Here is a 14,790-nt window from a genome sequence, read left to right on the forward strand (position 1 = left end):
GCTGGGCAGGATGTCGGTCGCGGGAAAAAATCTGGCCGATTATAAGTCGCGCGCTCGGCCACTGGCCACCCAAGCGCTTGCTTTTATCCGGTTTAACGTAACAGAAGGCAACAGATGGCGGCTTGACTGCAACCGCTCAGCGCGAGACATAGGACTAATAGACTTACTGGAGCCTTGTCATGCGCCTGTTACTGGTGTTCACCACCCTACTGCTGCTGAGCAGCGAGTTATTTGCCAACAACCGCGAACGCCTGCAAGAAGCCAATTTCGCAGCCACCCACACGCTTAACCAGAACAATCTGGAGCGCAAGAATCAGAGCGTACTGACTTATTTGTGGGCAGACGTCTACGCCGCGGCCTTCTATGCGCCCGCCCAGGCCAGCGCCAGTCAAGCGCTGGCCAAACCGCTCACACAACGCTTAGAGCTTTACTACTTTCGCAATATCGACAGCCAAGACGTGATCAAGGCGGCCTGGGTCACGCTCGAACGCCAGCACGACGCGACCACACTGGCGCCTTTGCGCTCGCAGATCGACGACCTGCACGCCACCTTCCGCGATATTCGCCCGGGTGACCGCTACGCCCTTAACCTCACCGCAGGCGCCGGCCTGACTTTAGAGGTAAATGGCAAGGTCGCTTACACCAGCCAGGACCCAGCACTGGCCAAGGCCTACCTGGGCATCTGGCTCGCGCCCAACGGCCTGTCGGATAAATTGCGCACCAACCTACTGGCTGACTAAACAGGCAATAAAAAACGGGAGCCGAAGCTCCCGTTTTTTATTGAACCCGACGCTTAGCGCGGGAAAGCAGGCGGGTTAACCCCAGCCATGTCTTCCATCACGCGCACCACCTGGCAGCTGTAACCGAACTCATTGTCGTACCAAACGTACAGAATCACCCGGTTGTCATTGCAGATAGTGGCTTCGGCATCGACTACCCCCGCGTGGCGTGAGCCAACGAAGTCAGTGGAGACCACTTCCTGCGACTGCACGAAGTCGATCTGCTTTTGCAGATCCGAGTGCATGGCCATCTGGCGCAGGTACTCGTTGACCTCATCACGGCTGGTGGACTTCTCAAGGTTGAGGTTGAGAATAGCCATCGACACGTTAGGCGTTGGCACGCGAATGGCGTTGCCGGTCAGCTTACCTTTCAACACTGGCAGTGCTTTGGCCGCAGCAGTAGCTGCGCCGGTTTCACTGATAACCATGTTCAACGGTGCCGAACGACCACGGCGATCGCCTTTGTGGAAGTTGTCGATCAGGTTCTGGTCGTTGGTGTACGAGTGCACCGTTTCAACGTGACCGTTGGCAATGCCGTACTGATCGTTAATCGCTTTGAGAATCGGCACGATGGCGTTGGTGGTGCAAGATGCCGCAGAGATGATCTGGTCATCCGCGGTGATCTCGGCATGGTTCACGCCGTGCACGATGTTCTTCAGCGCGCCCTTACCCGGCGCAGTCAGCACAACGCGGTCAATACCTGGGCAAGCCAGGTGCTGACCCAAGCCCTCGGCATCACGCCATACACCGGTGTTATCCACCAGCAGTGCGTTCTTGATGCCGTACTGGGTGTAGTCGACTTCTTTCGGGTCTTTGGCGTAGATCACCTGAATCAGGTTGCCATTGGCGGTAATGGTGTTGTTGGCCTCATCAATAGTGATGGTGCCATCGAACGGGCCGTGTACCGAATCGCGACGCAGCAGGCTGGCGCGCTTGGACAGGTCGTTGCTAGCACCCTTACGCACAACAATGGCGCGCAGACGCAGGCCATCACCACCGCCGGTTTTCTCGATCAGGATGCGCGCCAGCAGACGGCCGATACGGCCAAAGCCGTAGAGCACGACATCAGTGCCTTCGCGGGCGGCGCCGTTCTGGCTACCCGCTACTTCGGCCAGTTCATCTTTGACGAACTGTTCGATGCTGCGACCTTTGCCATCAGCCTTGAACTTGCTGAGCATCTTGCCCAAATCCACCGACGCCGCACCCAGCTTGAGCTCGGTCATCGTCTTCAGGATCGGGAAGGTATCGTGTACCGACAGCTCGCTGCCGTCAGCCAGACGGTGACGGGCAAAGCGGTGGGCTTTGAGAATATCGATCACCGAACGGTTGATCAAACCACGGCCGTAGATCGAGGTGACCACGTTGTTGTTACGGTAGAGTTGGCCAATCATCGGAATCATCGCTTCCGCAAGGGCTTCTCGATCGATCCACTCACCGAGACACTGGTCGGGCTTCTGAGTCACGGGCAGTACCTTCCACATGTAGGGGCTGAAAAAAGGGGCTACATTATGACGGCGCAAGCAAGCATGAGCAATGCACGACTGTCGTAACTGACACCGAGCATCAACGCCCGCTACAATCGGCGACCTTGTGCCTTGACCGTGAGCCGCCTGTGCCCGTACTGCGTCTACCGTCCCTGCCCGCCACCGCCGGCAAACAACACTGGGGCAACCTGCCCGGTGCCGCGCTGAGCCTAGCGATTGCCGAAGCCGCCAGCAACGCCAACCGCTTTACCCTGCTGCTGACCGCCGACAGCCAGAGCGCCGAGCGCCTGCAGGAGGAGCTGAGCTTCTTCGCTCCGGATTTGCCGGTGCTGCATTTCCCCGACTGGGAAACCCTGCCCTACGACCTGTTTTCGCCACATCAGGACATCATTTCCCAGCGTATTGCCGCGCTGTATCGCCTGCCCGAGCTAAAACACGGCGTTTTGGTAGTGCCGATCACCACCGCCCTACACCGTTTGGCGCCCAAGCGTTTCTTGCTTGGCAGCAGCCTGATCATGCAGGTCGGTCAGCAACTCGACGTCAATCAAATGCGCAGCAACCTGGAAGCCGCGGGCTATCGCTGCGTTGACACGGTGTATGAGCATGGCGAATTCGCCGTGCGCGGCGCGCTGATTGATCTGTTTCCGATGGGCAGCAGCCTGCCGTATCGCATCGACCTGTTCGATGACGAAATCGAAACCCTGCGCACCTTCGACCCGGAAAACCAGCGCTCCATCGACAAAGTCGAGTCGATCAAGCTGCTGCCGGCGCGCGAGTTCCCGCTGGAAAAGAAAGCCGTTACCGACTTCCGTGGCCGCTTCCGCGAGCGCTTTGACGTGGATTTCCGCCGCTGCCCGATCTACCAAGACCTCAGTACCGGCATCACCCCCGCCGGTATCGAGTACTACCTGCCGCTGTTTTTTGAAGAAACCGCCACTCTCTTCGACTATTTACCCAGCGACACCCAAGTGTTCTCTCTGCCTGGCATTGAGAAAGCCGCCGAGCAGTTTTGGGTGGATGCGCGCAGCCGCTATGAAGATCGCCGCGTCGACCCGGAACGTCCGCTGCTGCCGCCTGCCGATATTTTTCTGCCGGTAGAAGACTGTTTTGCCCGGCTGAAGAACTGGCCGCGTGTCGTCGTCAGCCAGGACGACATTGAAACCGGCGTCGGCCGCTTACGCTTCGATGCCAAACCGCTACCGGATCTGGCCATCCAGGCCAAAGCTGGTGAGCCGCTGGCTGCGCTGCGCCGTTTTATCGAGGAATACCCCGGTCGCGTGTTGTTCTGCGCCGAATCCGCCGGCCGCCGCGAAGTGCTGCTGGAGTTGCTCGCCCGCCTCAAGCTCAAGCCCAACGAATTTGACAGCTGGCCAACGTTCACCGCCAGTAAAGAGCGCCTGGGTATCTGTATCGCGCCGCTGGATGACGGTCTGCTGCTGGAAGACTTAGCGCTGGTGGCGGAAAGCCCACTGTTCGGCCAGCGCGTTATGCAGCGCCGCCGCCGCGAGAAATCCCGCGACGGTGGCGATAACGTCATCAAAAACCTCACCGAACTGCGCGAAGGCTCGCCGGTGGTGCATATCGACCACGGCGTCGGGCGCTACCTGGGCTTGGTAACCATGGAGTTCGACGGTCAGGCCGCCGAGTTCCTTGCGCTGATGTATGCCGAAGAAGCCAAGCTCTACGTGCCGGTCGCCAGCCTGCACCTGATTGCGCGCTACACCGGCAGCGATGACGCCCTAGCCCCTCTGCATCGTCTGGGCTCGGAAATCTGGCAGAAAGCCAAGCGCAAGGCCGCCGAACAGGTGCGCGATGTCGCCGCCGAACTGCTCGACGTCTACGCCCGTCGCGCCGCACGCGAAGGCTATGCGTTTGCCGACCCGAAGGCCGACTACAGCACCTTCAGCGCCGGTTTCCCTTTCGAAGAAACCCCGGACCAACAAGCGGCCATTGAGGCGGTGTACAGCGACATGCTCTCCGCCAAACCAATGGATCGCCTGATCTGTGGCGATGTCGGCTTCGGCAAAACCGAAGTGGCGATGCGCGCCGCCTTTATCGCCGTGCATGGCGGCAAGCAGGTAGCCGTATTGGTACCCACCACTCTGCTCGCCCAACAGCACTACAACAGCTTCCGCGACCGCTTCGCCGACTGGCCAGTCAAGGTTGAGGTGATGAGCCGTTTCAAGAGTGCCAAGGAAGTCAGCGAGGCCATGCAGCAACTGGCCGAGGGCAAGGTCGACATCGTCATCGGCACCCACAAGCTGCTGCAGGACGACGTCAAGTTCAACAACCTGGGTCTGGTGATCATCGACGAAGAACACCGCTTCGGTGTGCGTCAGAAAGAACAGCTGAAAACCCTGCGCAGTGAAGTCGACATCCTCACTCTCACCGCCACGCCTATTCCGCGCACCCTGAACATGGCCGTGGCCGGCATGCGCGACCTGTCGATCATCGCCACGCCGCCGGCACGTCGTCTGTCGGTGCGCACCTTTGTGATGGAGCAGAACAACCCAACCATCAAGGAAGCGCTGCTGCGTGAACTGCTACGCGGCGGTCAGGTCTATTACCTGCACAACGACGTGAAAACCATCGAGAAATGTGCCGCCGACCTTGCCGAACTGGTACCGGAAGCACGCATTGGTATTGGTCACGGACAGATGCGCGAGCGCGAGCTGGAACAGGTGATGGGCGACTTCTATCACAAGCGCTTTAACGTGCTGATCGCCTCGACCATTATCGAGACCGGCATCGACGTGCCGAGCGCCAACACCATCATCATCGAGCGCGCCGACAAGTTCGGCCTGGCCCAACTACACCAATTGCGCGGCCGCGTTGGTCGTAGTCATCACCAGGCCTATGCCTACCTGCTGACCCCGCCGCGCAAGCAGATGACCGACGATGCGCAAAAACGCCTCGAAGCCATCTCCAATGCCCAGGACCTGGGCGCAGGCTTTCTGCTAGCCACCCATGACTTGGAAATTCGCGGCGCTGGCGAACTGCTCGGCGATGGCCAGAGCGGACAGATTCAGGCGGTGGGTTTCACCCTGTATATGGAAATGCTTGAGCGCGCGGTGAAGTCGATCCGCAAGGGCGAGCAACCCAACCTCGACCAACCTCTCGGCGGCGGCCCGGAGATCAATCTACGCGTGCCGGCGCTGATTCCCGACGACTACCTGCCCGATGTGCACGCACGCCTAATTATGTACAAGCGCATCGCCAACGCCGCCGACGAGGAAGGCCTGAAAGACCTGCAAGTGGAAATGATTGACCGCTTCGGCCTGCTGCCCGAGCCGAGCAAGAATCTGGTGCGCATCACCCTGCTTAAATTGCAGGCAGAAAAACTCGGCATCAAAAAGGTCGACGCCGGCCCACAAGGCGGGCGCATCGAGTTTGCTGCCGACACCTGCGTCGACCCACTGACCCTGATTAAGCTGATCCAGGGCGCGCCAAATCGCTACAAGTTCGAAGGCGCAACGATGTTTAAATTCCAGGTGCCCATGGAGCGTCCGGAAGAACGATTCAACACACTCGAAGCGCTGTTCGAGCGCCTGACCCCCTCTACGTAAAGGACTGACCCATGCGCGCCCTCCGCACCCTGGCCCTGCTGCCACTTATTCTGCTGAGCCTGCTCGGTAGCACAACCGCCTTGGCTGAAAGTCTGTACCAGGTTGAAGTCATCGTGTTTCGCCAAGCGGGCGAACCGATTTCGGCCGGGCAACTGCCACCCGACAACTGGGCGCAGAGCGCGCTGCCTGTCGACGGCAGCAATAGCCGAAATACCGCACTGAATGCCGAAGCGGGCAAACTCAACCCTTCGAGCGGCTATCAGGTGTTGCTGCACCAAGCTTGGTCCCAGAGCCTGGGCGAATCGAGCAGCCGAGTAGCCATCAGCACCGGCGATGAGCAGTTCGGCCATCACCCCGTCGAAGGCACCATTAGCCTCAAGGCAGGTCGCGTGATCGAACTGGACAGCGACATCTGGGTCAACCAGCTAGACGCCAGCGGCACCATCAGTGACAGCGAACGCATCAAGCAGAGCAGTCGCTTGAAAAGCGGCGAACTGACCTTTGTCGACAACGGCAGCCTCGGTTTGCTGATTCGCGTTAGCCCGCTTTAATCACTCAGGCGCAAACAACTCCAACTGCTCATGCCGACCGCGCAGGTCATGCAAGCGCACACCGACCCCCAGTAAGCGAACCGGCTTATTACCGCGAACAAAAGCGGCACTCAGCAATCGGCTGTAGCTGTCCAGATCATGGCGCGCGCCGGCTTGCTCCAAGGTGGTCTGACTGAAGTCATGGAATTTGACTTTGACAAAGGGTTTGTCCGGCCGATAACTGGGGTCGAGCCGCGCCATACGCGTGGTCAATTGCTCCAGCAGCGCGGGGAGTTGCTCCAAACAAGCAGCAAGATCCGGTAAGTCCTTATCGAAGGTGTTTTCCACACTGACAGATTGGCGCCGGCTGTCATTGTGTACCGCACGCTCATCAACCCCATGCGCCAACCCCCACAAGCGCTCGCCAAAACTGCCGAACGCTTTAACCAACGCCAGCTTGTTCCACTCGCGTAAATCACTGCAGGTGCGAATCCCCAGGCGCCCAAGCTTGTCAGCCGTCACCTTCCCCACACCATGGAGTTTGCTAACCGGCAAGGCTGCCACAAAGTCATCCACCTGGTCGGGAGTGATGACAAACAGCCCGTTCGGCTTCTTCCAATCACTGGCGATTTTGGCCAGGAATTTGTTAGGGGCCACGCCAGCGGAAACGGTGATGTGCAGCTCCTGCGACACCCGCCGACGAATATCCTGAGCGATGCGGGTGGCACTGCCGTCAAAGTGTGGGCTCTCGGTGACGTCTAAGTAAGCCTCGTCCAGCGAAAGGGGCTCGATCAGTTCGGTGTAATCGCGAAAAATGGCCTGAATCTCACGCGATACGGCTTTGTAGACATCAATTCGTGGCTTGACGATCATCAGGTCCGGGCACAGCTTCATTGCCTGTCCCGAGGCCATGGCCGAACGCACGCCATAACTGCGCGCCTCATAATTGCAGGTGGCAATCACCCCACGCCGATCGGCCGAACCACCCACGGCCAGCGGCTTATTGGCCAGGCGCGGGTCATCACGCATCTCGATCGCAGCGTAGAAACAATCGCAGTCCACGTGGATGATCTTGCGGCTGTTCATCGTCAATTCCATCGAGCCTACAACTATTGCGCGGCTGAATTAACCGGCGCCACCGGCTTGGCCTCGCCTGGTGCATCGTCCGGCTTACCGAGGTAAGACTGGATAATCAGGATGACAATCAGCATAAACGCCGCCAATGGCAGCAGCTTGGTCTTCGCCGCAAACGCAGCGCCACAACTCGGGCAGGCCTTAGCGCCGACTGGAACCTGAACACCGCAGGATTTGCATTCACCACTCATAACACTGCTCCCATTCAATGGGCACGGACTCTAGCCCAACAGCCTGGCAACAGGCTATGACGAAAGCATGAGCGCCAACCCAATCAGGCTTTTGCCTACAGCTGAGGCGCCGTGAGCCGCACCAAATCTGGCTAAATGACTGAATAAACACAACTTACCCTCACCTTTGGGTTGACAGGCCTCAATAAAACGCTAGAATTGGCGCCGCGGGATGGAGCAGTCTGGTAGCTCGTCGGGCTCATAACCCGAAGGTCGTCGGTTCAAATCCGGCTCCCGCAACCAGATACTCAAAAAGGCCACTCAATCGAGTGGCCTTTTTGCTTTTCCGCTATACCGATTTAAGCTATTGATTAAAAACCACTAATCAATTGACAAAAGATCGTTTCTGTATAGAATTGCCGGCGCGGGATGGAGCAGTCTGGTAGCTCGTCGGGCTCATAACCCGAAGGTCGTCGGTTCAAATCCGGCTCCCGCAACCAGATACTCAAAAAAGGCCACTCAATCGAGTGGCCTTTTTTGTTTCCTGCAGCTAACAAACCTAAGCATTTGATTAAAAACACTATTTTGTTGACAGCAGTCGATTTCTATATAGAATAGCCGGCGCGGGATGGAGCAGTCTGGTAGCTCGTCGGGCTCATAACCCGAAGGTCGTCGGTTCAAATCCGGCTCCCGCAACCAGATACTCAAAAAGGCCACTCAATCGAGTGGCCTTTTTGTTTGTGCGCGAATTAAGTGAGCAAGCTCAGGAAAGCGTAAGGTTTGCCTGCCTAAACTAGAGGCGAATGTCACTTACAGCCTTGGAGCCCGCACCACCATGCCCTGGAAAAATACTGAATTACGTTATGGCAGCCTGTCCATTACGCTGCATTGGCTGATGTTAATCCTGATTGCCGGCGTGTATGCCTGCATCGAACTCAAGGGCAACTTCCCAAAAGGCAGCGATACCCGTGAGCTGCTCAAGCAATGGCACTTTATGCTCGGCCTCACAGTATTCACCTTGGTCTGGCTACGCCTGCTGGCACGCATAATCGCACCAACGCCTGCAATAGCGCCCGCCCTGCCCCGCTGGCAAGCTATCCCCGCAAAATTTATGCACGTCGCCCTTTACGGCCTGATGATCGGCGCACCACTGGCCGGCTGGCTGATCTTGAGCGCGGCCGGCAAGCCTATTCCTTTCTTCGGATTGGAGCTGCCAGCACTGCTAGCACCGAACAAGGAACTGGCAGGACAGATCAAGGAATGGCACGAACTGGCCGGCACCGCGGGTTACTGGTTAATCGGCCTGCATGCTGCTGCCGGCTTACTTCATCACTTTGTTGCGCGGGATAACACGCTCACGCGCATCCTGCCCAACAAGCACCGCTGAAACAGCGAACGTCACAACCAATCGGGGCGACGTTCAGTGCTGGTCAATTGGCAGCGCCACCGCTAGAATTGCGCACTTTTTGATCAGAGGCGCAGCAAGCGCCCAGCATCCGTCCGTACACGCCTGAGGTTAACGCCATGTCCACCCCCGCCACGCCAAAAGTCGGCTTCGTTTCACTCGGATGCCCTAGCGTTAGTTGATCTATACAAGATCCTCAGGCACCAAAAAGGCCCGATACCGCAGGCAACACCTGCGGTACCGGGCCTTTTTGGTGGCATGACACCTGACGAGTTATTAACTCGCGTAAGCGGCAACGACCGGCCAATAGCAGCCAGTCGCGTCGGGCAGAAAACGACCCGAAGTGGCCTTTGAAAACAGGCAAGTATAGGCACAACAATCGCCATATCTCGCTCGACTAGCTGCCATTTTTTCTGTGAAAGCAAAATGGTTTGCTCGCGCCAGCATCGGTATGCTGATGCCTCATCCTGCCCCAAAAGAACCTAAGAAATACATTTCCAGCCCACAACTACGGAAGGAACCGATATGTCTGAAGTGCGCCTTGTCTATCAACTGCATTTTTCCACCCGAGCCGAAGCCAGGGAGCTACACCGGGTGCTTTTAGAGGCAAACGCCCAAGTCTCTGATGAGGCCAGAGCACAACAGCTAATTGCAGTGCTGGGAATAGAGTCACAGAGCGCAAACCCCGCCCTCTGGCTGGAAGACAGCAGCTTCGATCAGATTAAGGTGGAGGCGTTAATTGGTGGAGATTCGGCACAGTTTCCTTCTCCCACGATTTCTTCACAGCTACTGAAGCTGGGATGCAAGCTAATGGCCTGTAAGTACGGCCTCGACGGGAATCCCAACCAAGGCGTATGGGCCAGCGCTACCCGCTCAATTACTCGTAAGCAGTATGAGGCTGCGCTTCGCAAGATTGATCCGATGGAGGAAGTCTGGCAGTTGCTCAAAAAGAAGCGGTTTGAGTTGGTGGGTGAAATGGTGACTCTACATGGAATGGACCCAAACGCGATGGTAGGCCCCATACCATTACTGATTCAGATGTTGCGCACGGCGCAGCGTACTAATAGCGACCCTATGCCAACGGATGTAATTATCGATCTGCTCAAGGCAGGTGCGATTGTTAATCCAGTAACCCTGGTAAGTGGCCCCCTTCCAAGCTATGACATGCCCTACTTTCCCCTCCAGATGGCGGCATATACCTTCGATCTGAGACTGATCCAAGCTCTGTTGGACGCAGGGGCCGATGTGAATGAACAAGCCCCAAGTGGTCGTACGCCGCTCCATGTGCTTGCGGATTCATCATGCAACCTGAGATCGCACCCCGAGCGCGCCACCTTGGCTGCCGAACTATTATTGGCCAATGGTGCGGACCTGAATCGCTATTCGCCAGAGCAAGGCACTCCTCTGGCAAGCGTTAGGCATGCCCAACTGCGCGAGTTGATGCTAGCCCACGGCGCGACCCTGGAATTGCCCGAATCGGCGCGCTCAGACAACATACTAGAACAGCAGTCTGGGGCTGTTCGCGTTCACGACCACCAACGTTTCAACGAGTTATTGGTTGCAAGCCCACCGACAGAGCTCGAACGCCATAAGTTACTGACTATAGCGTTGAGAGAAGGTAATCATGTGGCCTTAGACCAACTCTGGCGCCTCGGCGATCATGCTTTTATGCCTTGCATAGGGAGTGGCACTGAGGCCGATGGAGAGCAACTTCTGGCCTATTACATTACCGATCAGGCCGGCATGAATGAAGCCATGCTGCAAGACTTGGCCGAACGCAGCCGATCTACAGCATGCCCTGCCTTTGAAGGCCCGCTGCTGCAAGCCGCTTTCGAATGTCTAACGCAGCAAATTAACAAAGAGGCACCGCCAGCAATGGCCAGTAGGCTAATTGAAATGGGCCTGCCATTTGATGCACCGACAAACTCTAGGTACCACCCGTTTAGACGAGCCGTAAGTAACAATAACTTGGAGATAGTTCTTTTGTTGCTCGCAAAGGGGGTTGATCCAAACAAGCCCATCATCGATTCAGCTAACTCACTGGACTTCGCATTGCACGAAGCCGTGATATACAGAGCAAACAGCTGTATTGCCCCACTTTTAGCAGCCGGGGCCGACCGTGAAGTGCGCAACCGCAGAGGCCTAACGCCACTTGAACTGGCTATAGAAAGCAAGAACAAACCGGCTCAAAAAATATTGTTGAGCTAGCGCCGACAAGATTCAGTGAATGTCTGCACCTGGCCGACTGCTGCCGACTGAGACCCGCCAATATCAGCCAAAAGTGCCCGTTGAGCGATAGCCCAACATCGGGAGTACGTCATCCTTCACAGTATTCACGACGCAGATTCATTTAACGGGACCAAGGTGCATGTACTGCAGGTAATCCACCCCAAAAAGTTTACTGTCACGCTAGGCACACCAAGCTATCGACGGTGCTGGATAATCTCACCAAGCACCGCTAGAATTGCGCACTTTTTGATCAGCGGTGCCACCCAGAGCGCCCGATGAGGTAAGCCCAATGTCAACTACTACACCCAAAGTTGGGTTTGTGAGTCTCGGATGCCCCAAAGCACTGGTGGACTCCGAGCGCATCCTGACCCAGCTGCGCATGGAAGGTTATGAAGTGGTGTCGACCTATCAGGACGCCGATGTGGTGGTGGTCAACACTTGCGGCTTTATCGACAGCGCCAAAGCCGAATCCCTGGAAGTGATCGGCGAAGCGATTAAGGAAAACGGTAAGGTCATCGTCACCGGTTGCATGGGCGTGGAAGAAGGCGCAATTCGTGACGTACACCCCAGCGTGCTCTCAGTCACCGGCCCGCAACAATATGAGCAAGTGCTCAACGCTGTGCATGAAGTGGTTCCACCGTCCACTTCGCACAACCCACTGATCGACCTGGTGCCGCCACAAGGTATCAAGCTCACCCCACGCCACTATGCCTACCTGAAGATTTCCGAAGGCTGTAACCACAGCTGCAGCTTCTGCATCATCCCCTCAATGCGCGGCAAGCTGGTCAGCCGCCCAGTGGGTGACGTGCTGAGCGAAGCCGAGCGCCTAGTCAAAGCCGGCGTCAAAGAGCTGCTGGTGATCTCTCAAGACACCAGCGCCTATGGCGTCGACATGAAGTACAAGACCGACTTCTGGAATGGCCAGCCAGTGAAAACCCGCATGACGGAAATGTGTGAGGCGCTTTCGAGCATGGGTGTATGGGTGCGCCTGCACTACGTCTACCCCTATCCACACGTCGACGAGCTGATCCCCTTGATGGCCGCCGGCAAGATCCTGCCGTACCTGGATATCCCCTTCCAACACGCCAGCCCGAAAGTGCTGAAAGCCATGAAGCGCCCGGCCTTCGAAGACAAGACCCTGGCGCGGATCAAGAACTGGCGCGAAATCTGCCCCGAACTTACGATCCGCTCGACCTTTATCGTGGGCTTCCCCGGCGAAACTGAAGAAGACTTCCAATACCTGCTCAACTGGCTGACCGAAGCGCAACTCGACCGCGTGGGCTGCTTCCAATACTCACCGGTAGAAGGCGCACCCGCCAATCTGCTCGACAACCACGTACCGGATGACGTTAAACAGGACCGCTGGGACCGCTTTATGGCCCACCAGCAAGCCATCAGCACTGCCCGCCTACAGCTGAAGGTCGGTCAAGAAATGGACGTGCTGATCGACGAAGTCGACGATCAAGGCGCCGTCGCTCGCTGCTACGCTGACGCGCCAGAAATTGACGGCAGCGTATTTATCGCTAGCACTGGCGTGAAGCCAGGTGACAAAGTTCGCGTGCGCATCGTCGATGCTGATGAATACGACATGTGGGCAGAAGTGATCTAAGACGCAAACGCTGACCGATCCCGTCCGCTACAAAAAAGCCCTGCATATGCAGGGCTTTTTCTTATCCGCGATCCAAGGGGCTTAGTACACCTAAGCCACCCCTATTCAGCACGTGGGTATAAATCATCGTAGTTTTCACATCCGCATGCCCCAGCAACTCCTGCACCGTACGAATATCCTGGCCACTCCCAGCAAATGAGTTGCAAACGAATGACGCAACGTATGCGGCGTAGCCGGCTTAATCACACCCGCACTACGAACCGCCTCACGTATGGCGCGCTGAATGGTTTTCTCATGTACATGATGACGAAAGACACCCTTTGAACGCGGATCAACAGAACGGTTGCCGGACGGAAATACAAACTGCCAAGCCCAGTCCGCTGCCGCATTCGGGTATTTGCGCGCCAACGCGAACGGCAAATTTGCCCGCCCAAACCCTTCAGCCAAATCCTGCTGATGTAACGCCTCCACCAACTCTAAATGCTCACGCAAAGGCACAACCAAAGTTCGCGGCAACATCGTCACCCGATCTTTCTGGCCCTTGCCATCGCGCACCACAACTTCGCCCCGAGCAAACTCAACATCTTTGACCCGCAAACGCAGCGCCTCCAGGAGTCGCAACCCAGAGCCATACAGCAGCGTTGCCACCATCCACTTAACTCCAGACATCTGCACCAAGACACGGCTCACCTCATCCCGCGTCAACACTACCGGCAAATGCTTGGGCTTTTTGGCTCGAACAATCCCGTTCAACCAAGGCAGATCGACCTTTAATACTTCTTTATAAAGGAACAACAACGCCGCCAACGCCTGATTCTGCGTCGCGCCGGCCACATTGCGCTTAACCGCCAAATGCGTAAGAAACGCTTCAATCTCAGCGCCACCCATTTCAAGCGGATGACGGTAATGATGAAAGCGGATATAACGCTTAACCCATTCTGCGTAGACAGCCTCTGTGCGGATGGAATAATTTCTAACTCGAATCTGCTGACGCACCTGATCCAGCAGCCTAGGCTTGCCGTCATCCATGTCGCTTTTCTCCCTGAGTTCTGCCGCGTTACAGGCGACAAAAACCAGAGTAGGCAAGGAACCGAAGCCCTACAAGGCGGATTATGCGACACAAAAACGCGACATCACATGTCGTACAATTAATAGTTAGCATTAATAGGAAATAACTATGAAACCAGCAGTATTTTTGCTTGCACTTCTTTTGTCCGGGTGCGCGACTTATCAATACCAACCCAAAGAATATGAAATTAAAAGCGGTAGAATCGATGAATTATCTGTTTCAGGCCCAACCACTGTAACCAACTCCGAAAATAGTGACGAAATTAAAATAATCTATGATGACGTCATGAAGTGGCAAGCATCCTACAAAGAGATATCCCGAGCACTGGCAGAGCAATTAGATAATGAAATCACTAAAAATGGAAAAGTGACCGGCAATAAGAACAAGAAATTAAATATAACAATCTCCAGATTCTACGTTGATCACAGCACCTTTGTATTTAAGGCATACAGCGATTTTACAATTACGGGTGACAACGGTTTTGAGAAGAAATTCCAAGTAACAGACATAACCAACTCGAGTGTTGGTGGAAACATAGAAAGAACATTTAACAGTGCCATAGCGGTTTCCGTACTTCACATCCTAAAAGATGAAAGCGTCTTGGAGTACCTTGCTAATTAACGCTAACAAGCGGTTCAAGTCGCTCGCTTCGCTCACTTGGGACGGGCTAAAGCCCGCCCCTTAACCTATCGTTAGGCGGCACAGCAAAGCTCGGGATAACAAGGAAGTTATGCGTACAAATAACAATGTTCGGATGCAGTCTGTAAGCCCTCAGCGGTCGTTCAAATCCGGCCCGAAACACTCGCATTCGATAA

At 56.1% G+C, this 14,790-nt stretch carries 10 protein-coding genes, 3 tRNA genes and 2 pseudogenes; 11 read left to right on the top strand and 4 right to left on the bottom strand.

Annotated features, from left to right (window positions below; translation table 11 throughout):
- Window positions 1-179 precede the first annotated feature (179 nt).
- Window positions 180-740 (top strand): chalcone isomerase family protein, encoded by a 561-nt coding sequence (locus D8779_RS19035; protein ID WP_136666096.1) that lies wholly within the window; start codon window positions 180-182, stop codon window positions 738-740.
- 53 nt (window positions 741-793) lie between these two features.
- Here D8779_RS19035 and D8779_RS19040 read toward each other — a convergent pair whose 3' ends face one another.
- Window positions 794-2,260, bottom strand: a complete 1,467-nt coding sequence (locus tag D8779_RS19040) for a glyceraldehyde-3-phosphate dehydrogenase (RefSeq protein WP_136666097.1) — start codon at window positions 2,258-2,260, stop codon at window positions 794-796.
- 131 nt (window positions 2,261-2,391) lie between these two features.
- Between D8779_RS19040 and mfd the strand changes: the two genes are divergently transcribed.
- A complete protein-coding gene (gene mfd / locus D8779_RS19045) occupies window positions 2,392-5,829 on the top strand; it encodes a transcription-repair coupling factor (RefSeq protein ID WP_136666099.1) in 3,438 nt (1,145 codons plus the stop codon).
- Between the two features lie 11 nt (window positions 5,830-5,840).
- Window positions 5,841-6,380 carry a CsiV family protein gene (locus D8779_RS19050; protein WP_136666101.1) on the top strand — a complete coding sequence of 180 codons (540 nt, stop codon included), beginning with the start codon at window positions 5,841-5,843 and terminating at the stop codon, window positions 6,378-6,380.
- Here D8779_RS19050 and dinB read toward each other — a convergent pair whose 3' ends face one another.
- Together dinB and D8779_RS19060 are read right to left on the bottom strand one after the other, a co-directional pair.
- Entirely contained in the window at window positions 6,381-7,445 is a 1,065-nt protein-coding gene (gene dinB / locus D8779_RS19055) for a DNA polymerase IV (protein WP_136666103.1), read from the bottom strand.
- Between the two features lie 23 nt (window positions 7,446-7,468).
- Complete coding sequence (locus D8779_RS19060; RefSeq protein ID WP_136666105.1) at window positions 7,469-7,684, bottom strand: hypothetical protein; 216 nt, start codon at window positions 7,682-7,684, stop codon at window positions 7,469-7,471.
- A gap of 205 nt (window positions 7,685-7,889) precedes the next feature.
- Between D8779_RS19060 and D8779_RS19065 the strand changes: the two genes are divergently transcribed.
- The 7 genes and pseudogenes from D8779_RS19065 to rimO all read left to right on the top strand — a co-directional run bounded on the left by D8779_RS19065 (window position 7,890) and on the right by rimO (window position 12,906).
- Window positions 7,890-7,966: transfer RNA gene (locus tag D8779_RS19065), tRNA-Met, on the top strand.
- A 120-nt stretch (window positions 7,967-8,086) separates the two neighbouring features.
- Window positions 8,087-8,163 (top strand) — tRNA-Met (locus D8779_RS19070).
- A gap of 122 nt (window positions 8,164-8,285) precedes the next feature.
- Window positions 8,286-8,362, top strand: a tRNA-Met gene (locus D8779_RS19075).
- A 136-nt stretch (window positions 8,363-8,498) separates the two neighbouring features.
- Complete coding sequence (locus D8779_RS19080) at window positions 8,499-9,050, top strand: cytochrome b (protein WP_136666106.1); 552 nt, start codon at window positions 8,499-8,501, stop codon at window positions 9,048-9,050.
- A 137-nt stretch (window positions 9,051-9,187) separates the two neighbouring features.
- Window positions 9,188-9,266 (top strand): annotated as a pseudogene (locus D8779_RS21190) (hypothetical protein); the annotation flags it as partial.
- Window positions 9,267-9,593: 327 nt separating this feature from the next.
- Window positions 9,594-11,276 (top strand): ankyrin repeat domain-containing protein, encoded by a 1,683-nt coding sequence (locus D8779_RS19085; protein ID WP_136666108.1) that lies wholly within the window; start codon window positions 9,594-9,596, stop codon window positions 11,274-11,276.
- A 310-nt stretch (window positions 11,277-11,586) separates the two neighbouring features.
- Window positions 11,587-12,906 carry a 30S ribosomal protein S12 methylthiotransferase RimO gene (gene rimO / locus D8779_RS19090; protein ID WP_136666110.1) on the top strand — a complete coding sequence of 440 codons (1,320 nt, stop codon included), beginning with the start codon at window positions 11,587-11,589 and terminating at the stop codon, window positions 12,904-12,906.
- Window positions 12,907-12,967: 61 nt separating this feature from the next.
- Here rimO and D8779_RS19095 read toward each other — a convergent pair.
- Window positions 12,968-13,935: pseudogene (locus tag D8779_RS19095) on the bottom strand (integron integrase).
- Between the two features lie 148 nt (window positions 13,936-14,083).
- Between D8779_RS19095 and D8779_RS19100 the strand changes: the two are divergent.
- The gene (locus tag D8779_RS19100) at window positions 14,084-14,596 is read left to right on the top strand and encodes a YajG family lipoprotein (protein ID WP_136666112.1); all 513 of its coding nucleotides are present in this window, start codon (window positions 14,084-14,086) and stop codon (window positions 14,594-14,596) included.
- The last annotated feature ends 194 nt before the right edge of the window (window positions 14,597-14,790 follow it).

The sequence above is a fragment of the Pseudomonas leptonychotis genome (genome assembly GCF_004920405.1).
In the GTDB taxonomy this organism is placed as follows: Bacteria; Pseudomonadota; Gammaproteobacteria; order Pseudomonadales; family Pseudomonadaceae; genus Aquipseudomonas; species Aquipseudomonas leptonychotis.